General features: G+C 55.0%; 13 protein-coding genes and 4 pseudogenes. 4 read left to right on the top strand and 13 right to left on the bottom strand.

All coding sequences use genetic code 11. The features are described 5' to 3' along the window. Positions 1-24: 24 nt before the first annotated feature. The gene (locus MPJ51_RS15800; RefSeq protein WP_298388668.1) at positions 25-1,608 is read left to right on the top strand and encodes a type II/IV secretion system protein; all 1,584 of its coding nucleotides are present in this window, start codon (positions 25-27) and stop codon (positions 1,606-1,608) included. Positions 1,609-1,634: 26 nt separating this feature from the next. Here the strand turns inward: MPJ51_RS15800 and MPJ51_RS15795 are convergent, their stop codons facing one another. From MPJ51_RS15795 to MPJ51_RS15770, 6 genes are all read right to left on the bottom strand, one after another. Further along, complete coding sequence (locus MPJ51_RS15795; protein ID WP_298388666.1) at positions 1,635-1,880, bottom strand: hypothetical protein; 246 nt, start codon at positions 1,878-1,880, stop codon at positions 1,635-1,637. 203 nt (positions 1,881-2,083) lie between these two features. Next, positions 2,084-2,833 carry a hypothetical protein gene (locus tag MPJ51_RS15790; protein WP_298388664.1) on the bottom strand — a complete coding sequence of 250 codons (750 nt, stop codon included), beginning with the start codon at positions 2,831-2,833 and terminating at the stop codon, positions 2,084-2,086. 299 nt (positions 2,834-3,132) lie between these two features. After that, the gene (locus tag MPJ51_RS15785; protein WP_298388662.1) at positions 3,133-3,780 is read right to left on the bottom strand and encodes an RHS repeat-associated core domain-containing protein; all 648 of its coding nucleotides are present in this window, start codon (positions 3,778-3,780) and stop codon (positions 3,133-3,135) included. 102 nt (positions 3,781-3,882) lie between these two features. Then, complete coding sequence (locus MPJ51_RS15780) at positions 3,883-4,293, bottom strand: hypothetical protein (RefSeq protein ID WP_298388660.1); 411 nt, start codon at positions 4,291-4,293, stop codon at positions 3,883-3,885. A gap of 11 nt (positions 4,294-4,304) precedes the next feature. Continuing rightward, positions 4,305-13,793 carry an RHS repeat-associated core domain-containing protein gene (locus MPJ51_RS15775; RefSeq protein WP_298388659.1) on the bottom strand — a complete coding sequence of 3,163 codons (9,489 nt, stop codon included), beginning with the start codon at positions 13,791-13,793 and terminating at the stop codon, positions 4,305-4,307. Between the two features lie 113 nt (positions 13,794-13,906). Next, positions 13,907-14,629, bottom strand: a complete 723-nt coding sequence (locus tag MPJ51_RS15770; RefSeq protein WP_298388657.1) for a hypothetical protein — start codon at positions 14,627-14,629, stop codon at positions 13,907-13,909. Positions 14,630-14,656: 27 nt separating this feature from the next. Between MPJ51_RS15770 and MPJ51_RS15765 the strand changes: the two genes are divergently transcribed. After that, positions 14,657-15,187 (top strand): A24 family peptidase, encoded by a 531-nt coding sequence (locus tag MPJ51_RS15765; protein ID WP_298388654.1) that lies wholly within the window; start codon positions 14,657-14,659, stop codon positions 15,185-15,187. Beyond that, positions 15,184-15,612 (top strand): type II secretion system major pseudopilin GspG, encoded by a 429-nt coding sequence (gene gspG, locus MPJ51_RS15760; protein WP_298388653.1) that lies wholly within the window; start codon positions 15,184-15,186, stop codon positions 15,610-15,612. Before MPJ51_RS15765 ends, gspG begins: the two co-directional genes overlap by 4 nt. A 12-nt stretch (positions 15,613-15,624) precedes the next feature. Here gspG and MPJ51_RS15755 read toward each other — a convergent pair. From MPJ51_RS15755 to MPJ51_RS15725, 7 genes and pseudogenes are all read right to left on the bottom strand, one after another. Further along, positions 15,625-15,774 (bottom strand): annotated as a pseudogene (locus tag MPJ51_RS15755) (IS110 family transposase); the annotation flags it as partial. A gap of 232 nt (positions 15,775-16,006) precedes the next feature. Next, positions 16,007-16,286: pseudogene (locus tag MPJ51_RS15750) on the bottom strand (transposase); the annotation flags it as partial. Positions 16,287-16,431: 145 nt separating this feature from the next. Continuing rightward, positions 16,432-17,118 carry a hypothetical protein gene (locus MPJ51_RS15745; RefSeq protein WP_298388651.1) on the bottom strand — a complete coding sequence of 229 codons (687 nt, stop codon included), beginning with the start codon at positions 17,116-17,118 and terminating at the stop codon, positions 16,432-16,434. After that, positions 17,115-17,552, bottom strand: a complete 438-nt coding sequence (locus MPJ51_RS15740) for a hypothetical protein (RefSeq protein ID WP_298388649.1) — start codon at positions 17,550-17,552, stop codon at positions 17,115-17,117. Before MPJ51_RS15740 ends, MPJ51_RS15745 begins: the two co-directional genes overlap by 4 nt. Beyond that, the gene (locus MPJ51_RS15735) at positions 17,552-20,146 is read right to left on the bottom strand and encodes a hypothetical protein (RefSeq protein WP_298388646.1); all 2,595 of its coding nucleotides are present in this window, start codon (positions 20,144-20,146) and stop codon (positions 17,552-17,554) included. Before MPJ51_RS15735 ends, MPJ51_RS15740 begins: the two co-directional genes overlap by 1 nt. Before the next feature lie 2 nt (positions 20,147-20,148). Beyond that, positions 20,149-22,371, bottom strand: coding sequence for a hybrid sensor histidine kinase/response regulator (locus MPJ51_RS15730; protein ID WP_298388644.1), 2,223 nt, complete (start codon positions 22,369-22,371; stop codon positions 20,149-20,151). Positions 22,372-22,694: 323 nt separating this feature from the next. Beyond that, positions 22,695-22,808 (bottom strand): annotated as a pseudogene (locus tag MPJ51_RS15725) (IS6 family transposase); the annotation flags it as partial. Between the two features lie 165 nt (positions 22,809-22,973). Between MPJ51_RS15725 and MPJ51_RS15720 the strand changes: the two are divergent. Then, positions 22,974-23,154: pseudogene (locus MPJ51_RS15720) on the top strand (integrase); the annotation flags it as partial.

Genomic DNA, 23,154 nt, shown 5'->3' with positions numbered 1-23,154 from the left:
ATTTTATGAACAAGGGGTCAGGTTGTGGCATATTTGAACAGTTCGGAATTCCTGGAATGGCTCCAGAGCAATGAAAAGATAACACAAACCGCTCTCCAGCGGGCTAAAAATGCCAGCATCAAAACCGGCACGCCCATCGAAAAAACCCTGCTTGAATTTGGCCTTGTCGACGAAGATGACCTGTATCAGGAACTTGCTGAGTTTTTGGATCTCAGATTTGTCACCGAGCCGGATTTCAGCCCCGAACTTGTCGAAAATCTATCCGTTTCCCGGGACTTTCTTAAAAGAGCCGAGATTCTACCTATGCTTGAAGATGACAGCGCCATTCTGGTGGCCACATCAGACCCTCGGGCTCATGAAACGATACAAAGCGTGGGGTTCCACCTGAGGCTCCCGGTTCGGATGGCGATTGCGACGCCGACCACGATCAAAACATTGCTGGCCCAAAACGATCCCGCAAGCGAAAGTAAAGAGGATGTGTCGGACTTTGACATTGAACGCTTGAATGCTTTGGCCAATGACGGCCCAACTATCAAACTGGTCAACGACATTGTTTCAGACGCCGTACGGGCGGGGGCATCAGACGTTCACATCGAAGCAGGCGAGAGTTCGGCCGCGGTCCGGTTTAGGGTCGACGGTCATCTGCGAACCGCCAGAACTGTGCCGGAAGGACAGAGAGCTTCGGTCATTTCCCGGCTCAAGGTCATGGCTGACCTCAATATCTCCGAAAAACGCCGACCGCAGGACGGCCGTGCCCAAATCTCGGTGCGCGGCAGTGTCATCGACATTCGAATGTCTACCCTGCCTACGCAGTTTGGTGAAAGCATTGTGCTCAGGTTGCTTGACCGATCAAACGTGTCTCTGAATTGGGCCGCATTGGGCTATGAGCAGACCCGCATCGAACAGATTGAGCGCATCGCGAACATGCCTAACGGCGTCTTCCTTGTCGCGGGGCCCACCGGTAGCGGCAAAACCACAACGCTTTACACCGCGCTGAGTGGCCTGAATTCCACCGCCCGGAAAATCGTCACGGTGGAAGATCCAATCGAATATACCCTTCCCGGTGTGAATCAGGTACAGGTCGAGCCAGCCGTCGAGATGACCTTTGCGCGCGCGCTGCGGGCCATTTTGCGGCAAGATCCTGATGTTATCATGGTTGGTGAAATCAGGGATCATGAGACAGCGGAAATCGCTGTACGCGCCGCGCTTGTTGGAAGATTGGTGCTATCGACAATCCACACCAACGATTCACTTTCTGCTGTGACGCGGCTCATTGATCTTGGGATTCCGCCGTATCTTCTGTCAGCCACATTGCGAGGTGTATTGTCGCAACGGTTGGTGCGCACCGTTTGCGTAACCTGCCAAGGCTCTGGATGTGAAACCTGCGGAGACTCTGGAACCAAGGGGCGTACAGTTGTATCAGAACTTCTTGAGATGACCCCTGCCGTGAGTTCTACGATTTCTGACGGAGGAACCAAGGACGCGCTTGTCCAGGCCGCCCGTACTCGCGGGTTTCGCACGATGCAGGATCAGGCCAACGAGTTGAAGCATTCGGGTAAGATCAACGCATCTGAACTTAACCGCGTTTTAGGCATAGAATTTAGTTGATTTGACACGCCGATCAGCCCGGCCTCTTAGTCCTGCTCATGGCCCGGGTAGCCATAGCACTGCTTGATGGAGTTGACGGTCTGGGTCTGGTTGCCGCGCGCGTTATAGGCGTAGCGGTAGGTGTCATCCTCGAGCAGCTGGTTATAGGCGTTGCTCTCATACCCGCCCCAAGTGGTCGAGAAGGTGCGGTTTCCCTCTTCGTCATAGGCATAATCCTCGATCGGCACCGGCACGCCGCCGTCGATGGGCGGGATGCCCTGACGGACCTGCACCAGGCGGTCGAGGTCATCATAGGATGATATGCCTGGACTGCGCCGGGTCGAGCTGGTCGAGGATTGCCGTCAACTGGCCGTCGGGGTCATAGGTCTATTCCAGATCGGTCAGCGTCACCCCGGACTGCGCGTGGGTTTGGCATGCGCATATGCATTCAAAACATTTCTTTTTGTATATGTGGCCTCTTTTATCGAGCTACGAATCACTCGACCCACGAATAGGGTGAAACACCCAACATCTCTGCCAGTGACTTCTTCCAATTCACACTCGGCACTAAGAAGAGACCCCGATCATAGTTTAACTCTTTGATGCGGCCCCACCAACCACCTTCATCAGGAGAACAGGTTTTGATCCGCTCACGAAAAAGCTCGTCGCCGTTTCGAATCAAAACAAAATCAACAGAAAACGCGCGCGAGGTCAGTGTGAATTCCAGATTGCCCACGCAGCCTGTCTGTTTGTGCTTCTTCGTCTTATGTATCCATCTGTTTTTATATCCTGCGTGCCTGAATTGATCAGCTGTTTCCAGAACACGAGATCGTGGAATTCCAAAGGCTTGCTCCAATTTTATCAACCCCTCGCCAAGGCAGCTAATCACAAACTCATGAATCTCCGGTTCCCGATAATAGACGCGTTGTTGCCGTTCTCCCAAAATGGCATAAGGCTCCAATTCTGTTACGCTCGGCAAATCCCGAAGTTTCTCAAGATGATTGTCGATTTCAGCTATTAAGCAACCGTCTCCAAGATATGCCTCTTTACGCGGTTCGACGGCCATTAGTATGAGCAACCGCGAAGGTTTGACCTGTGAAAACTCCGGCGCCCGGAAATTTCTATAAATGTAATTGCAAACAGCCCGGCTATGATTATCCAGATTGTTAACTTCCCCTAATTTGACTAGTTTGGCATCTGAAAGCAATGTTGCACTGACATATATGTTCCTCAGCTTCAGGGGCATTTGTGGATATTCCGATCCTTCAAGTGGTTCGAACCAGTCTTATCAATTACATCTCGCAAGATATCGGCAACCGCTTTTTCGAGCGTCTCGGCATAGGCACGTGAACCCTTTCCTGCGGGAACATCAAAGATCTGCACAAATTCGACTGAAACTCCATACAATCTCTTCCATTTTCGAAGCTGAGGTGACCAACGACGCAGTCCCCCGTCACTCCGCCCGCGCTGCCCATCAATGCCTGCCTTGTCCACTGTTCCTGATCCCTTTGTGCCAGCATATCCCTTCTGAGCACTTGTACTGTTCTAGGAGTTACCATGACATTTCCCGGGTTTTCCGCTACCATTGCCACCATTTCCATTAAGAATATCATTGTAGTCAGCGAGATATGCAGCGGCATCCAAAGCTTCTGCGATGAGAGCGGCTAAACTAAGAGTCCCCAGCGTCACTTTTCCAGTAGCTCGAAGTGCATTTGCAGCAGCAACGCCAGCAGTGCGCCTAAACTCTGTAAATTGAGAACTTGGTCCGGTTGGATCTACCCTCCGGTACGGATCGTTCTCGACATACGCATAAAGATTGAGGTCCCCCGCAGCGAATCCAATCGGATCACGCTGGATGAACTGCCCTGTTGCCGGGTAGTAGTGCCGGGCACGGTAGTAGATGAGTCCGGTTTCATAATCCTGCTCACGGCCAGTGTAACCATAGCGCTGCTCGATGGTGTTGACGGTCTGGGTCTGGTTACCGAAGGCGTCATAGTCGTAATCGGCGGCGGCCGCTCCGGTGGAGATTGAAACCGCCGTCAGGATCGAGCCGAGACGGTTGGCGAACAGCCCGTAGGCCGAGCCGGAGCCCGTATCGGTGCTGCCGGTATAGCCCTCGAAACCCAGCGGCTCATCGGTGCGGGTGCCGTGCAGCCAGCGTTTGGCCAGTGTGCCGTTCTCGAAATCGAGCACCGCGTCATTGGCCGTGGTGGCTTATTTCTGGAAGCGGGACAATGTATTACCGCTACAGATGGATAGTCACACTAACTCGGTCAGCATCAAAGAATTTCGATTTTAGATAGAAGGAATAGATAACTTCTTTTGGTAAGTATCTTCAAACAAAGATTTTAAGCTTTTAATCTGCTCTACATCGCTCGGTTCTAAGTTAATATGTCGGACGTTCTTAAGGAGGCTTTCTATGTCCCTTCTGTCCATTTCCTCATCCTCTCCAAGAGATTCTGTATAACACATGCGAAAGCAGTCTAAAGCTAATGTTGTTTCGCCACCCTTTATCAGGAAGCGCCAAAGTAAACAGGAATACTCTGGGCAATTACTTATGTTATTTTTGACTTCGATAATTGCGGCATTCATCAAGTCATTCAGTTCAGCAACAATCTCACCAAATGCCTCCGCATCAAGCTCTTCTCTCTCAAGCAGCAAATTTAGTTGTCGGGCGTGGCGAGTAGTCGCTCGAAATGGCCTCATATTCGTTCCTTCTATTCACCGCCGAGGCAAGCAGCCAAGTCTTCAGCCGCACGCTCCTTCTCCCAACCATACTGACGGCCGCATTGGTTAAGCAACCTTTTTCGCGAACTTGCTTTAGGTTCGGTTTCCGCAATTTGCTTACAAATCCCGTACTTCATCCCAGCTGCGTCCATTGCTGCATCGTAGATATCCAAACAGGCTTGTTTCTCTTCTTCACTGGGCTCTTCTCGTGGCGGGTTATTGTGGCCGATGCCAGCCATTGCGAGTACGTTGCTAGCTAAATGGAAAACACGGTTTATACTTCCGATCGCTCCAAGAAGCCCAACCCCGACATGCGCGGTGGCGCTCATTGCCTCTGCCACTGCCCCAGCAGTAACTACGAGTTTTGGCGATGTTGCCGTAAGACCGTCTGGATCATTGAAATTAAAAGGGTTTCGATTAGCGTACGTGTAGAGGTTGTGCGACCCAGACGCGAATCCGATTGGATCCATTTGTAGGAACTTTCCAGTGGCTGGATCATAGACTCGTGCCCTGTAGTAATAGAGCCCTGTCTCAAGATCGTACTCTCGCCCTGTGTATCCATAGGGCTGCATCAACGCCCCGAAAGTTTGGGCAACTTGCCCGTACCCATCATACTCATAGGATGCGACCACGCTGCCGCTTGCAGGATCAGTCACCCAAAGAACCGAGCCTTGCCGGTCTGCAAACATAGCGCGCTCCGACCCGGCCCCTGCACCGGACGTTGATGTGTATTCCTCGAACCCGACTGGTTCGTCCACCGCGTTCGAATGTGCCCAGCGTCGGGTAAGTGTTGCAGGTCCACTGGTGTCGAATTCCAAAGTGATATCGTCGTGCGCCAGAGGATCATCTGTCGAATAGTCGTAAACGTAAGCTGTTCCATTCCCACCAACCGTCTTTGCAATCCGCCGGTCGAGTGCGTCGTAGGCGTAAGCCGCCGTACTCGAGTCCGAGCCGTATCCGATCAGCCTGTTCTGGCTGTCATAGGCATAGGTCTCGACCGCGTCGGTGGCTTTCTCTGTCCGGCTAATCCGGTTGCCGCGCGCGTCATAGGCGTAGCGGTAGGTGTCATCCTCGAGCAGTTGGTTGTGGGCGTTGCTCTCATACCCGCCGGAATTGGTCGAGAAGGTGCGGTTGCCCTCTTCGTCATAGGCATAATCCTCGATCGGGACCGGCACACCGCCGTCGATGGGCGGGATGCCCTGACGGACCTGCACCAGACGGTTGAGGTCATCATAGGAGATGTGCTTCGACTGCGCCGGGTCGAGCCGGTCGAGGATTGCCGTCAGCTGGCCGTCGGGATCGTAGGTGTACTCCAGATCGGTCAGCGTCACCCCGGATTGCGCGTGGGTCAGCGCTGAGAGCAGACCATTGGTATAGGCATATCTGGTCGCCCGTCCGCTGGTCGAAGTCAGCGCGGTGCGGCGGCCTTCGTCATCGTAGCCGAAGCTGTAGGTACTGCCCCAGGGCGATGTCAGATCGGTCAGCCGGTCTTCGGCATCCCAGACATAGTCCGTCGCGCCGCCGAGGCTGTCCTCCATCCGCGTGCGGCGGTCCAGCAGGTCGTAGCTGTAGGTCAGGGTAACCTGCGGCTGTGGTCCGACGGTGCCGTCGGTGGTGGTGGTGGCCACCCGGTTGCGGGTGTCATAGGTGAAGGTGACCCGGCTGTCATCGTCGGCGGCCAGCGTCAGGTTGCTGCGCGGGTCATAGCCATAGATCAGCGTATTGTCGGGGGTCACCACCTGGGTGCGGCGGCTGAGCCCGTCATAGCTGGCCGTCTCGACCAGTCCGTCCTCACGGGTGAGCGTGGTCAGGTTGCCCCGATTGTCATAGGCCCGAGTCATGGTCTCGTCGATCGGGTTGGTGCGGGTGGTCATCCGGTCCAGCGTGTCATAGGCAAAGCTGGTCAGACCGTCGCGCCCGTCGGTCACCGTCGCAATGTTGTCGCGGTTGTCATAGGTGAAGGATTTGACATAGCCTTCGGGGTCGGTGGTTTGCGTCAGGCGGCTGACTTCATCGTAGGTGTAGGAGTGGGTCTCTCCGTCGCCGTTGATGTGCTGAACCACCTCACCTGCTTCGTTGTAGACACGTTCGATCAGACCCTCGGCCGGATCATCAATGGCCACAAGCCGCTCGAGCCCGTCGTAATACATCGAGGTGACAAGACCAGTCTGGTCAGTCACGGTGTCCAGGTTGCCGGCGGGCAGATAGGTGTATTCCGTAACTCCGCCGATATTGGCACCGTCCGCGCCGGTCACTTCGACCGACAATACGCGGTTGAGGCTGTCATAGCTGCGCCGCACCTGCCGTTCAATCGGTGACCCCGATGCCTCGGTGATGACGGTGGTGTTGCCCGCCGCATCATAGGTCATCTGTGTGACCGAGCCATCTGCATAGGTGGTGCTGTCCAGGTTCTGATCGGCATTGTAGGTGAAGGATGTGACATTGCCGTTCTCATCCGTCCGGGTCGCAAGCTTGCCTTCCGGGGAGTAGGTGTATGCCCGAACACCGTCTTCGGCGTCGGTCATACCCGTCACTTCACCAAACCCGTCATAGGTATAGGACATGGTGAACCCGTCCCCGTCGGTCATGGTCAGGACCTTGTTGTAAGTGGGTTCATAGGTGTACGAGGTTGTGCGCTCCGCCGGGGTGCCGACAGCTTCCGTCATCGTCTCGACATTGCCGACAATATCATAGGTGACGGTGTCTATGCGTACGCCCCCCGGGGCGCTGTCGCTGGGTCGTTCAACCCGAACCGCCAGGTTCTGATCATCCCGTTCGATCTTTGTCACCCGACCCAGAGGATCGGTGGTCTGTATGACCGAGCCGAACTGGTTGACGATCACCTCTGTGATCTGCCCCTTGCGGTCGGTAACAGTGGTCACCCGGTCTTCGGGGGCCACATAGACCAGCGGGTTAGGGGCCGCGTTACCCAGACCGTCAATCAGTCCCAAGGACGACGCCACCTGATTTGCCACGCTTGAACCATCGGGCAGTACCGCGCCGTTCAGGTTACCGACAGCATCATAAGAATAACTGGTGGTGTTACCGTTCTGGTTGGTTGTTGAAACCAGACGCCCGTTCTCGTCATAGGCAAAACTGACTTTGGACCCTATGGGCTCGGTTACCTCGTTGAGGTTACCGATGTCGTCATACTCGAACGCCGTGACACGACCATCAGGATAAGTGACGGTTTCCAGGCGTCCCTGGGCTTCATAGGTAAAGCTGGTTACGCCACCTACCTGATCGGTGATCGTCGCGAGGCGACCGTCATCACCATAGGCGTACTCCTTACGGTTGCCTTGCGGATCCACCTCGGCCGTTTGCAGCCCATTGGTATCATAGACGATGATGGTGCCATCCTTGTAGCGCCGCTGCCAGGTGCCATCATCAAGGCGCTCGAGCGTGGAGAAATCACCCTGCCCCGAAACAAACTTGCCCGACGCGGAGGGCTTGGAGAAATGTATCGTGGCCGAAAAACGTTGTGTGGACAGCAAATCCAGGCTGCCGTCGCCATTGATATCAACGAAATCTACAACGTCGAATCCGTAATCAACAAGGCCGGTTTCGAACGGCTGGAAAGTCCCGTCGCCATTGCCGTGGTATACATAAACCTGCCCCTGCCCGGATGCGATCAGATCTGGAAGGCCATCGTCATTCGCATCTCCGACGGCCACGCTAAGGGCCGCATCTGCCGCTGGCGGACGGGCCAGAGTCACAGGGGCAGCGAAACTCTGTCCAGTGGTATTTCTGAGGACCTGCAGATCGTTGACAGTGCTGTAGACGATATCGAGTTTACCGTCGTCATCAAAATCTACGAGCTGCGCATAGTCGCCGAGCAAGAAAACACCGCCATTCCCGGCACGTAGTCTCCGTGCCGTATAGCTGCGATTGCCATTGTTAAAAATGAAGTTGACACCTTCACGTGACCGGAACGCGACATCCACGAAACCGTTGCCATCAATGTCACCTGTCAGAACTTGTAGTGGCACGTCTCCACCGAAATCACGGCTATAAATCCGGTTTACGGTGCGCCCATCGGCTCCGCCATAACTGACACTCACTTCGTCTTCCGAGCTGAACAGCGTTCCAAAATATGTTCCATAAATGATGTCGTCAAAGCCATCCTGATCGATGTCGGCAACTGCGACATCAAGCACAAGACCACGCAGGCCTGTCTGCTGGAACTCATCAATCAGAGTCCCGAAACCATCATTTGTCACATAGCCATAGCCGCGTGCATCGCGGAGCCCGTAAGCGACATCAATCCCTTTTTCGTTATTCAGTTCCCCCAATGCTATGGCTGCCAGGTTAGGCGGATAGGTTCCGGTTTGGGGTACAGCGCTTGGCTGTGCGACTTGCAGGACACCCTCGGCGCGAAAATCCCTGCCACCGTAATTGATGATGGTGTTGATCGCACCTGTGCCGCTTTCTGCAAAGACCACATCCAGATCGCCGTCATTGTCCAGATCTCCTGCGGCGATTCCAGGGTCGGCTCCCACGGCGGGGAATACCAGCGGGTCTTCTTCGAAATCGGTCAGGGTGGGTTCGGGATCGAATGTGGTGACACCGTCATCGTCGATGATCGAGACTTTACCATCCGGGCCTTGAACCAGTTTTTGCAGACCCTCGATAGCCCAGCCTTTGCCATAGGGGCTGTCGGTTTCATTCTGGACATAAAACTCGGCCATATGCGTATTGCCGACGGTCGAGCATTCATACATCGCCTTGCTGTGGAACCGATACGCATAGCGCCCGGAGGTCAGACCGGACCCGTCAACCGGCATGGACTGTCGCAGGATGACCTGTTCGCCGACCAAGGCAGGAGTGCTGCCATCCAGACCTTGGCGTGGCGTCCAGCTGCGTCCATCGCTGACCGACAGCCCGCCCGCTTCGATACGCGTCTGCAACGCCACCGGCAGCGAAGCATCGTCCGCAATGGTGACATCACCCGCCACGATAATAGTCGGGTTGGCGGCCTGGCTGTGATAGCTGAGTGTGATCTGCTGCGCCTCACCAAAGGCGGTATAACCCGGCAGGGTGTAGCTGGTGGCATTGTCGCCTTCGAACGGGGTCAGATACTTCATGCCCGTCGGCTGATCCGTCGAAGCAACGGTCTGCGGCGCCTGCGGCAGGAAGGTGAAAAGGGCGCTGTTGGAGACCCCGGAAAGCGTCCCGCTTACCGTTGCCCCGCCGGAATCCACGGCGGCATTGGCGGTACGGCGGAACAGCCCATTCGCCTGATTGACCCGCCACATCTCCAGCCGGGTCTGTTCCGGCAGGTTGTCCAGGTTCGGCCCGGTGATGGTCATGCCTTGGGTGAAGATAGCCCCGGGCGCATCCAGTGCGTAAATGCGGCAAGCCTGAGTATTCTCATCAAAACCGGCGTGGTCGAACAACTGCGGCAGGGAGCCGAGGCAAACCTCGCCCGTGTATGCAGCACCAGTGTCGTCCTGGACCGAGTCCGCGGGAATTGACACCGTCACCCCCGACGCAGCGCCGGTCAATGTCGTTGCCTGCCCTGCAACAATGGGTGCACAACCATCCGTCAGCGGTACAAGCAGGAAGTCAGGGGAAATATCGCGATCCTGGTTCTCAGTCACGGTGACCGGGCGCGTTGCACCCAGATAGCCGCCCGGGCCACCATCAGCCGAGGGATCCACTTCAACCTGATCAGAACCTGCGATCAGGCTACCAAAACTGAAAGAGCCATCCGCATCTGTCGTGGTCATCAAAGCGGCATCGCGCAGACGGACTGGTACATTAGCCAGCGGCGTGATTGTACCAGCTGCGAAATCAGTGGCGTCCAGCACGCGCCCGTTAATGGCGGTATCTCCGGCAGTGGCTTCCACCACCTCGATCGTCAGGGTTGCCTCGTCGGTCAGAACCCCGTCCGACACACCGACCGTATAGGTATAGGTCCCCAGCTGCCCGGTCTCGGGGCGGAACCGAACCTCGCCATTGTTGCCGTCGAGCGTGACGCCCGTTGCAAGCGGCAGCGGCGTAGCGAAGAAACTGATGGGATCGCCATCCGGGTCACTGCCCTCAAGATCAAGCGCCAGTTCCAGCCCCAGTTCGACCGTATAGCTGTCGCGCAACTGTCCCAGAACGGGTGCCGCATTCAGGGCACTGGCGTTGACCGCAAGCGTGTGCGTGGCGTCCAGCACCCCATCCGAGACAGTGACCTCCAATACGTAATCGCCTGGAAGGTCCGCGAAGAATCCTGCCTCGTTATTCCCAATATCCCCGAAGAACGGATCAGAGCCAGCAGGCTTTGTGGTCACCGCGTAGCTGAATGTCAGAAGATCATTGTCCGGGTCATTTGAGCCAGCAGCAGAATAGATCACCTCCTGCCTCACAGCGACTTGGTCGGGGCCTTCCAGAAGGGCGACCGGCGCACGGTTTGGCGCGGTCAGGGTCCAACTGACGGGTGCGCTGTCGAACTCATAATCCGACACGGTCAGGTTGAAAACGTAATCACCCCGACGATCCGGCGTGAAAGTGATGGATGGCTGCCCCTGCCCGGCGATAGCTGCCGTGCTTCCATCCGGAGCGGAGACCAATGACCATACATAGGACAGCGCATCGCCATCGGGGTCACCCGACCCAGCCGCACTGATCGTGGCAACATCCCCGACAAAGACTTCGGTATCGCCCGACACGGCCGCGACCGGCGGCGAATTCACTACTTCAACCATCACCACCGAGGGCTCGGCGATCATGGCATCGTCGGCTGCGGTGATCTGAAGCAGATAGGTACCGACCCGGTCCGGTGCAAACGTCAGAGCCTCACCCTGCACAATCGGCGCACCAATATCCGCATTGCTGCCGGATGGGCGGGAGATCAGAGACCAGCCATATGTAAGCGCGTCAGCGTTGCCATCATAGCTGTAATCCGAGGCATTCAGATCAACGGTCTGGCCCGAAAGCAGAGAAATCTTCGATCCGGCCTCCAGAACCGGGCGCAGGTTGGTGTTGCCCACAAAAATCGTATCCGCAAGAGAAACGCCAGAAGCATCCGACACGATCAACTGAACGACACCAGATCCATGGCCGGTACAAACCGGATTGTTACGGTTGAAGGGGTTCTTCTTCGCACGCTCAGTGTCACGCACCACGCCATCGACATAGGCATACATGCGCGCCTTGCCGATGTTGTCGGTCGTCACATGCAGCGAGGTGCGGCCGGGAACGGTCCAGGTGCCGTAAGACACGCCATCACTGTCCTGCAACGTGACGTCCCGTGTGTAAGTCTGCTTGTTCTCGATTTCCCAGACAATCGACGCGGCTTGCCAGTGTGAGCGACCGGGATGATTATCGTCATCGCGGTCTCCTTTGCCGCCATGGCGTTTTTTGTCGTAGCCATGATCATCATCGTCATGGTCATCATCGCGATGACCGCCATGAGACCATCCATCGCGCGGGTAAAGCCCGCCTCGACTCTTCAGCGAAATCTTTACCCGTTCCCCGGGGTATCCGCCAAGGTCTGCCGGTTGGCGAGTGTCGAAACGGCAAGAGAAGTCCTTTTGGCCACGATCATCATGATCACGGTCATCATCACGACCTTTGTGCGTACGGTCGTCATAATCATCGTCATCGTGATCAAACGGGCGTTTGATGTGATAGACGCTGCTGTGCCGGATGACATCCCGGAACCGGCCATGCCGTGTTTCCAGCCCAATTGTTGGCAATGCCAAAGTGGCATCATCAATGCCGAGGTCCGAACCATCTGCCGTCAGCCCCAGAGAAGACCAAGAGTAAGTTAGATTGTTTCCTGAAGACAACGTGCCATCGAGAGCCAATTGCCCAAGGTCACCAGCCAGTCGATCCCGACCTGCATTGGCCGTCGGGAGCGGCGAGCCCACTGTGATCAGAACTGTTTCAGGAATACCCGCAACAGCATCATCTTCGACGCTAAGTTGCGCGACATAAGCTCCGGGCAGGTCGGGTGTCAGCACGACCGTACCTGCCTGTTCGGCGCCCAGTTCTGCTGTACTGCCCGCCGGTGCGGAAATCAGCGCCCAGCTGTGCTGAATAAAGTCCCCGTCCAGATCGTAGCTTTGCGACCCATCAAGCGTGAGGGTCGCCCCGGCCTGCGCCGAGGTTACCGGTGCGATACGTGCAACCGGTCGCAGATTGTTGTTTGCACCGGCAACGACCAGCACATGATCCTGTGCGGAGAAGCTTCCGTCAGCAACATCCAGGGCGAAGAGATAATCACCCGGCTGATCCACCGTCACAAGCGACAGCCCGTCGATATCCGTGCTGATCTGTGGCGACGATGATGTCGGTGCAACCAGAATCCCAGCGTCCGCCACCAGGACATCGCCATCAATGTCGATCGACGCATAAGGTTCAATGGTTAGAGGAACGCCGACCTCAGCATGCAACTGATCGAAACGGGCGGAGGGAACAGGGGCCACAACGCGGCCCCCGACCCCTTCGTAGTAATCTACACCACGATCTTCCAGATCGGCGCGGGTCAGCGTATCACCCACAAGGCCGGTCAGCGTTACCGACCCTCCGGCGCTGCCGAAAATGAAGGTCAGATCCGACTGGGCCGGGTCCGGCGAAATCCGTGCGTTGGTGTTTGTATCCGTATCAAGCTCCAGCGCATCGACAAGTGCAAGGAACTCGGCCGAGCTACTCGCACTATATGTGACGCCATTCAAAGTCACGGTTAGTGTGTCGGCAACAGCACCAATGCCATCACCCAGAGTAAAGCCCGAAATCCTGTCATGTGTTCCGGAGGTCGCGGCGCGTTCCCCCAGATCGAACGTATCAGCAACACCTGCCGTAGCCGTCTGATTTACCTCGTAGCTGAGGCGATAAACATCAGTGGTGCCGCTGTTCGGCAGATAGCGCAGATCAAGATAATCCGGCTCGGAAACAGCCCCGGTCGAATCCTGCACCGTCAGCGCGACCCGGTACGCGCCTTCCAGATCAAGGGAAATGGCCGAAAGCGGTCCATCACCCGACAGTTGTGCGGCGCTGCCTGCAGGTGCGGATTCGATGACCCAGCTGTAGCTGAGGGCATCGCCCTCCAGATCAAAACTGGCAGAGCCATCCAGCGTCACCGGGCTGGAGCCATCCGGTACTCCGCGCACTCGCACGCGCGCGACCGGCGGCAGATTGTCCGAGCCAAACACAACTTCAGAGGTCGCAACAATCGCACCCGATGCATCGGTGAAGGAAACCCGCGCCCGGTAGGTACCCGGAATGTCGACCAGCACCTGAGGTCGCAACACAGTTGCGTCGTTGAAATCGGCAACACTGGCAGCCGGGCGGTCAATCCAGGTCCAAGAGGGCTGCAATACAGGCCCGGCCGGGAGTGTAACCCCATCCACAGGGTCGAGCGTGATCGTCTCACCGGCTAAGGCTTTTATCGGAAGGGCGGTCTCTGCAGAGACGTCATAGGCTGAAAAGGAAAAGCCGACACAAAAGAAAGTCGTCGCGCAAAAAGCACGGTGCAAAATACCCATTCCGTATCCCTCGTTTTAATAACGATTTTTTGAAAACGTACTACCTAAAGATGATTTTGCAACAGATTTTTTCTAACCATAGAAGAACAACCCAAATCATCAATTATGCACACTCAATACAACTCAAGAATGCGGTTGCCAGACGCAGAACCGCCAAAGTGAATTACACCAACAGAACGCACAAAACGACCGCCCTCCCAAAGGTCCACTCTGAACGTAACTCCCGACCCAGGCGTCTGCCAGGAAACCGGAAGCTCTAAACCCTGCACGCTGCCGCGCGGCGCGGCCACCCTCAAGCGCTCGATCAGCCCCAAAGGCGCTAAATCAGACGCAATGCCAAAACGACCAGAATGGACTGTCGCAAACTCCTTCAAACGCAACCCAACTTCATACGGAACTTCCGAAACCCGAGCAAAATCAACCACACTTTGCAGCCTGTATGGGGTTCGCCTCCAGTCCCGAAAACGTTCTAGCGCCTCATCCGGAACGCCAAGCGAAGTAGACAATGCATTCAACAGATCAGGCGCCGCGGTGTTCAAATCGACGAGGCCACCCACATCCTGCAATACCAGTGTCTGTTCGCGACCGTTTTGCCGGATCGTCAAAGGAGTTTGCGGGTCAGTTTGATTTGACTGCTGGTGGAACACCCCAAGCGCCAACTCTGCCAAGGCCTGATTTTCCTGCTGACGTTTGGCGAGTATCAATTCAGCCTCACTGTCTTTCAGGTTGGCTAGAAAACGGCTGCTTGTGATTGCAAAAAGCAGAGCCACGATACTCAGAGTCGACAACACGACGATGAGGGCAAATCCTTGTCTGCGTCGACCGCTTGCAACCATCTTCACAACTCCCTATCAGATTTGGATATGCAAACCTTCAGGCTCATTTTCATTCACCTTCTGGTTTATGGCCTGCTGGCTATCACATCAATACCGCTAGGCTGGTCTGCAGCGTTACTTGCGGTGTTACTGATCTGGATCAGCGTATGGGACTTTCTCACTTTTGAAATCCCTGATTTGGCTGTGCTGATTTTGACGTTGTCTGGGGTTTTTGCGCTGTATGGCAGTCCGCACTCTATTCTAATGGACGGAATTGTCGGGGGAATTTTGTGGCCTCTGATGTTCTGGATTGTGGCTGAACTTTACCTGAAAACACGTGGTGTTCACGGCTTAGGCTTTGGTGATGTCAAACTTATGGCTGGTATCGGGCTGTGGTGCGGGGCTTATGGAACAATCTATGTCGTTTTGTCAGCTGCACTTGCCGGGCTGTTGGTTCTCAGCATTCTGGCTGTCGTGCGCTCAACATCAATTGGCGATATTGGTCAATCAAAGGTTGCATTCGGGCCATTTCTTTGTCTCTCTGCCTGGAGTGTCTGTTTGCTTGGAGGCAGTATATGAAGCCTAGGACTCATGAGTGGCATGCGCGCAGCGGCGTCACTATTCTGGAAGTGCTCATTGTGCTGTCCATCATCGCCATGATTGCTGCAGTCGCTGGCCCCAGGCTGATTGGGTACTTGGGACGCGCCAAGTCGGAAACGGCTAAGCTGCAGGTCCAGCAAATCGGCAGTGCGCTGCAGTTGTTCTATATTGATACTGGTCGCTATCCTACCAATTCCGAAAGCCTCAGCGTTCTCGTGACCGCGCCCCCAGGAGATCCCTCTTGGGCTGGGCCATATCTCGACAGCGAGGACGGTCTGACTGACCCTTGGGGCCGCGCTTATATCTACGCTGAACCCGGCGATCAGGAAAAACCGAACGTTTCCAGCCTAGGCCGCGACGGGAGCCGCGGTGGTTCAGGAGAAGATAGTGACGTGTCTGGCTAGCAACTGTATTTATCATGCATGCTGAGCGTTCGACTTTTGCCATGATTTGCACAGCGCGTTCGCAATTGTGACGAACTTTCTAGCGACTGCGGTGGTGACGACCTTGTGTGGTTTACCAGCTGCTCGGAGGCGATCCGCGAAGGGCTTGAGGACCGGGTTGTGGTGGCTTGCGACAAGGGTGGCCTAGAACAGAACGTGGCGCGGCAGCCTGTTCTCTCGAGAGGTAGCCCAGCTCAGGCATCTCAACGATCAGCATTGTGTTGGCGGCGGGGTCGACCCCAGGATTTCGGCAGTATCAGCGAGTTCATTATCCGAAACGATGGTCTGTTCGATCTGTGCTTTCAGATCGTCGTCCATCGACGCGAACGTGCGCGCTGTACTTAACGTGCGCGCTGTACCTCATAGTTTTTGGCCCGCGAAGAACTACGTTGCTTTCTTAGGATGTCCCTCTCCTCCTTGAGGATGCGGTTTTCACGCCGAAGCCGCTCATTCTCACGGGCAAGGTCGAGGTCTTTGTCAGACAAAACATCTTTGTCGCGATGCGCCGTGATCCACTTGTTCAGCGTCGAAAGGCCAACGCCCAAATCCGATGTCACCTGTTTGCGTGTCAGCCCGCTCGTCAGTGCAATCCGCACAGCATCAGCACGGTTTTCGTCCGTCCGTTTCATTCCCATAGCCAGTTTCCTTTGCTGCAATAAATGCTATCAAAGGAGCGGCATCAAACCGCGACACGTCCAAGTAGCCTCCAAATTGGATAGTTTGCAAACCGACAATGGCACATCGAGGTCAGCGGCGGTGTCTACATCTTCAGAACCACTTTCACCCATAGAGTAGCTTGCCCAGGTTTTCACGAAACGAATCGTCCCGCGTGTCTTGCATCAGGTGTTCTAGATATTGTTTGCCTTCGTATATCATGGCCCCGCGTACTTGTTTGCGTTGTTCGTCATCTTCGACGATTTGACCGAGAATACTTTTTCTCTCTTGAAGCACCCTTGCCCTCAGAAAATGATCCCACATTTGGTAGCCCTTGCTGCGAGAATCCCGTGCAAGCAACTCCTTCGCCTGCAACTGCACCATGTGCTTGAGGATCTGTTGTTCGAGATCGCGTTCCTTTTCTTGAAGTTTCTTAACTGCCTCCTCAGCTCGGTTGGCCTCATCCATTGCACGCCAAGCACCAGCGAGCGCCATGCCTGTCATTCCTGTGATGACAAGTCCAATCAAGCCAATGGCCAAGGCCGTTATCGCCTCAAAGGCCGTTATCGCGGTGTTGTCTTCCCCCGTCGTTGGCGACGCTGGTTCCTGCCCCTCGGCCCCGACACCTCCGGTGTCCAAAAGAATTATTTCGCTGGTCAGCAGAGTGGCGCTCAACGCCACCAAAACAAAAAGAATACCGACAGTTATGTGACGACGAAAAGTCTCTTCCGAGGACTTTTTTGAAGGAGAAAGCGCGCTGACAAACAACCCAAGGAGAAACAGCACGATAAGTGTCCAGAACTCTAGTGTCATTCAATCAGCCCTAGCGTTTGGCGAAGAAATTCGGTTGTCACCTGGTCTTTTAACCAATAAGCGATCTGCATTGGGTATTCTTTCCTCAACTCCTCATAGCGCACCAATTCACCTTCTATGGATTGCGTATGCAACCGAACAACGCAGGTAGTGTTCACCAACAACCATTCCGCCAAAAGAATACCGCCCATTTCCGTGGCCCGGTGAATACCATGTTTATCCGCTAAATCACGTAACTCCTTGGGAAGCGACGCGGCCGCCGGAATCATGACATCAACAATGGCCAGGTCGTAGGGCTTCCCGGTTCTGAGAAACTCCATGCTCTGGGCAAGATCATAAGCATGAGAAATTTCGGCATTCGGATCACCGTGGAAATCCATCAAAATCTCGCTGATCTGGTCGACACGGTCTTCCAACCAAAAAACGCGTTTCATTAACTGTCCTTTCCGTCAACAATGGGGAACCTGAGCGTGGCGACGACTCTCTTCCGCCCTGTGCTGTTATCCCTTGCCAGCGCGATGGCTCCCTTGTCCTGCTCGATTTCTTGCTTCGCCAGTGCCAAGGCAATATGTGATCCGTCGGCGCTTCGCCGCCCCAATGCGACAGCTTCCTTCACAAAGGCCCATTTGAGTTGCTCATCCGTGATGGTGCCGTAATTGAAAACCCGAATGACAGCGTAGTCCCCCTCTCGCACCAGCTCCAAGCGCACAGTGACACGCCGATTTAATTGCCCCCGCACGCCGAACTTGAACGCGTTAGACAGCAAGTTCCGAACCGTGAACCTGACAACGGATGGACGAACCCGCACCATGACGGATTGCTCCGGAATGTTAGTTTCAAGCCGTTTGAAGAACATCTCGGCCATGGGCATCGAGGTTCGCGCGAGTGACCTCATGCATAGGCAAAGATCGACCTCTTCAGGTGTATCGTCAAAGTTCTTTTCTCCGGCTGCCGTGCTAGCATCCTCAAGATACCAGGCCAGCATGTCGAAAGCCTGTTGCCCAGGCTCGTCAACAAGAGAATCTTCGATAGTCTTGCATTGGCGCTTGGCGCTGGTCAGCGCCCGTCGAATTTCATGGTCCGTTGCCAATTTAGCGTCTGAAAACGCCTGTTCCTGTTCAAGAAAATGGATCGCCGGCGACACTTGGGCGATAAAACGCTGCGCCTGATCCACATCCCGTTCGAGATACCGGAACCTTTCATGTCGTACGCTCAATCCGATTGCTCCGTGCACCTCGCCACCGAATTTGATCGGGATTGCAATACGGGGCCGACCTGCATTGTACCGGTCCAGTTGTTTGTCGATTCCGTTCTGAAAATACTCGATCCCGCCTGACTCTAGCGCCTTGAATAGAGCGGGAGTCTTGAGTTCGTGGACCGTGGTTTGCTCCTGCACCAAGCTCTCAAAACCCCGCCGCTCTCGCTTGGTATAGATGCCCGAAGTAAAGACGGCGGCGTGGATCGTCGGGTCTGTATTCTGAAATCGTCGCCAAGCCAGAACCGCCAGATCAAATCCCGTGATCTGCAACAGTTCCCCAAGAACCCCGGTTTGCAGGCGCAAACTTCTTGTGCGCCCTTCTTCGCCGTTTGACTGCGCAGCGCCGTTCTTGCCATCGTACCAGGATCTGAGAAACAACTCTGCCATCTTGTTCGTCTTGTAGCGCCGCTCAGTAACGGCCTGATCGATCATCGCCCGAAGGCGGTTGAAATAGTCTTCGACAATAGGTTTGGAGCGGGTCAGGTTTGCCTTGGCCATGTCGAACCCGTCACTCTGAGCAGAGAGGGCGAGTACCCCGACGATCCTGTGACGTGTCCGTCCGCTGATCGGCACCAAAAGGATCTTTTGCGACTGCAGATCAAGAAACTCCCGTATGAATTCAACACTTGGAATCCTGGCTTTACTAGTCTCGCTTTCGTCAGGCTCGCCATTTTGCACCATGATAGTTCTTTGGTACAAAGGCTCAGTGTCCAAATCTTTGTCACCCTCACGAATGGCCACGCCCTTGGCCTTGATCTCCGTCAGGAGCTCATGCAGAGCGGTCTGCACGGTCTCGCACACCTCGAACCTCAACTTTGGAATTGCACCCTTTTGTACATTCTTGGCGGCATTATGGTTCGCGTCATCTGGCGCGTGTGCCACCCAGTGCAGGATCTGTTGCTCGCTCCCAGTAATTTCCATGACCTTTGCGGCTGCGCGCTGCGCTTTTGCGCGGATGTCCTTTTCGTCTTTGAACTGATCCCCAAGCTTGTGGGGGTAGCTTTCTGCCAGTTCCAATATGTCAGATACGCCCTCACCGTTGACCTCCAACAGGCGGAAAAAGCGCATCTCTGTGAAACGCAGGGTGCGCAGGAAGACAAACAGCCTGTTCAGTTCATGCTCAAACCCTCGCCCGGGAACTATGTGCAGCGGAGATGCTACCTGCAGAATGCCACCCTCCGTCGTCGTTTCCGACAGAATATGCCCAGAGTCACTCTCGTCCTCTGGCGAACGGAAGCTCAACTTGTCCATGTCCCCCGGTTTGCCCTCCGGAAAAGAAGCCCGCCATGTCCAGAGCTTGTTGGTGGTGACCGGGCGGCCATTCGGACTGGCGAAGAACCGCGCTGGTAATGGAATCGTCGACAGGTCGAAACTGGTGACCTTGGCAGGGCTACTTTCATCCGAAAGAAGCTTCGCAAAATCCTGCGGCTTGGCATAGGGGGGCATAACGCCAGTGACTTCAAAAAAGGCCTCGACCTCGGACCATCTTTGGCGCGCCTCTGCAAGGTTGGTGCGCAAGTTCAGTTCAATAAACTTGAGAGGGGCCTCTGGCTGATCAATGTTATTGAAATGCCTGGTGAGGGTATCCGGTACCAGTGAGCGGTCAGGCATGTTGTGCTGAATCGCCAGCAAATCTGCCGCACGCAGTTGATCCAGCGACGTGATCTCTTCGGGGGAGACAACTGTAAGATCGAGACCGACCTGTTTGAACTGTCCGGCAAAGAGTTCCCAAAATTCGGTGTTGTGATCGACGACAAGGATCTTCTTCACGCTCAGCCTACCTTCTCCGGCAGAGATATTTCGAAAATAGCACCGCCCCATCGCGGCCCCGGAACATAGGTGAGTTCGCCCCCCATGGACCGCACAAGGCTGCGCGAGATAAACAGACCGAGTCCGACGCCGCCCTCCGTCGACTTAAGCGTTGAACTGCGCGGCTTGAACAATCGCGCCTGATCCAAGATGGAAATACCCGTGCCGTTGTCAGCCACACGAATGCGGATCGGTCTTTCCGTGTCCCACCGCGCCCGATAAGCCGTGACCCCTATCCGCCGCTGCTGCGCCCGTTTCATGAACTCTGCCGAGTTTTCCATGAGATTGATAATCGTGCGTTCCAGCGGGGTCGGGTCAAGGCTCAGCACCGTATTTTCGATGCCGCGGGTATTAAGGTCGATTGGAATACCTAAGGGCACGTAACGGGTTCGGAAATAGCTACGCATCTCGGCGCAGACATCGCTTAGAAGCATATCTAGGTTCAGCACATGCTCCCGTTTGGGGTTGAACTCCAATAGCCGCGACACGGCCATGGTGCGCAATTCCAGGAAATGCTTGTTGGTGATCATTTTGAGTCGACGCTCAGGCGTATAGGCCTCATCTTCGGCTAGAATGAACATCTGGGTCAGTTTGTTGCGCATTTCGTGCATACAGCCCAACGCCAAACGACCAAGCGATGCAGAGGTGGCAATTTCATCCAGCTCTTCGGCATGTTCAATGGTGCTGATTAACAACTCGAAATGCGAACGGCGAGTTTCGAGGTCGTCCAGGAAACCTGAAGGAAAACTCTGGCTCGAAAAGAATACGATGACGCGGTTTGGGCGATCTTCGAAGTTCAGAGGGAAGGCACAATAGTGTGACCGTCTTGGAAAGTCGATGTGCGTTGACTTCAGCTCCTGAAACGGATCATTCTCGGGGAGCACCCCAGATTGTCCGTAACCGTTCGTCAGAGCACGCCCGACCACCGATCGGGCCAGGTTGGTCTCAACTTCCTTGGGTATCCTATCCCCCAGATTGTCACTGCTGGCACGAAGTTCAAAACGGCCGCTTGAAGTCTCGATGAACCACAATCCACCATAGACCCCGTAGCTGCGTTCCGAGATTTCCTGCAGCACCGCATTTGTTTTTTCGATGGTTTCCTTCGTCTTGGCATCAACGGCAAAAAGCTCTTCTGCTTGCCGTTGAGCAAACTCAAACTCGACTTTTTCAGCAGGTTCCGGATGCGCCGCCCATTCCAGCACCTGATTGACCAGAAAGGGTTTCGCCATATAGCCAAAGCCATTCTCAGCGGCAAAATTCTGCCCCCAGTTCAGATCCCCAGTCATAAGCAAAACTTGTGTCAGCGGGTTGTCTTCGCGAAAAGCTTTGATTGCCGCGACGATCACCGCTTCGCTGTCCTCGTTTCCTTCCAACTGCTTGTCTAGAAGGATGAAATCAGGCGCCTCAACCAGCCCGTCAAAGGCCTCGTCCAATAAGGGACGGTCCGCCTGTCCATGGGCCAGCAACACCCGGGCTCCGTACATTTCGAGATTGTCGCGCAGCGCTTCGACGATGATCCGGTCATCATCGATCAGAAGAAAGCACTTGCCCTCGAGGTCGTAGCTGCCCTGATCTGCACTAGCCAGACTGGTTTCGATCTCGCCTTGTTGCGAGGGCTGCAGCTCCCAACTAGGGCGCCGCGTCTTTTGCCAGGTTTTCACATCGACAGGCAGGCGCAAGTTTTCGACGTCGGGCACCTGACCGTAGCCTTCGACAAGGTCATTTTCGACCAAAACGTCACGGATACCCTCACCCGGCTCGACAAAAGGGAGGCTTTCCAGCCTCAACTGGACTTCGACAGTTTCACCGCCAACAGTGGCATCCATGATAGCGATGGCATCCGTAATGAAACTTTGCACCCGCCCCGAGATCAGGAGATTGCCCCGTTTCAGCAGCGGGTTTACCACCCCTTCCTTAAGGAACAATCCATTTGTCCAAGGATTGTCTCTTGGTGAACAGATTAGCGCCTGCCAATTGCCAGCAGAGGACTTGCGGATCAGAAAAACTTCTTTACCCTTTTTTGCCAGCTCAATGTCAGAGACCAGCCCGATACGCACATGGACTTCGTTGGATCCTTCAAGCGGGGTCTTGAGATGAAATTCAAGATCGCCGCTGGGCAGAACGCTTTTGAAATCAGCGGCCTTGTAGCGTTCTTCCGGCGTTTTGAAGACGTGCTCCCGCGCCATCTATATTAAACATGCTTAATCGTCATCCGTGCATGGTCACAGCATCCTTCACAATAGGTCAAGGAAAACCTTTGAAAGGTAGTGGCACCTTCGCTGCAGCAACCACAAACAGCGCCGCTGGGCCAATCAAAGGTATCGCATGACAAAAAGGCTATCCAGGGGAGCTTCCGAGGCGTTAACCGAGTTAGGCTTGGTCTGAGTGTAGTACAGGGCGCTTTCAACAAAAGGGCGTTATCCCAATCAGAGACGCTAAAAGTTTGCGAAAAGGCTTTTTCTGCTTAAAAATAGACTTTACTATCATTTTACCCGCATTATTCACACTTTTTGTCGATGACGATCTTACCTAGGAGACCGTTCACTTCAAGCGCGCGGGCGAAGAGCTTCGTTGCGGCTGGCTTGTTTGGGCGCTCCGAAAGCATGAAATCAAGCGCTTTTCCGTTCAAGAGCAGAGCCTCTATCTCCTTAGTGATCAAAATATATGTATTTTGCTCTCTACTTTTGCTCTCTACTATTGTTGTGTACTCAACTCTTCATTACCTCTGATAAGTACTGCTTATCATGTTTGGTTGATTTTGCGTAGAAATGGCCGCAGGATGGCACCCATGACCCCACCCGTCCCCTATCTGCCCACCCCCTCCCCTGCCCTCTCCACCGAGGATCAGGAGGCGCTGACCGATCTCTATGTGCGCGGCACCTCTGTCAATACGCTGCGCGCCTATGAGCGCGATCTGCTCTATGTGACGGCGTGGAAAGCTGCGCGTTTTGGAACAGCGCTGGACTGGC

This window comes from Ruegeria sp. (assembly GCF_028066395.1).
In the GTDB taxonomy this organism is placed as follows: domain Bacteria; phylum Pseudomonadota; class Alphaproteobacteria; order Rhodobacterales; family Rhodobacteraceae; genus Ruegeria.
The sequence above is the reverse complement of the archived record's forward strand: the minus strand, read 5'-3'. Positions and strand labels throughout refer to the sequence as shown.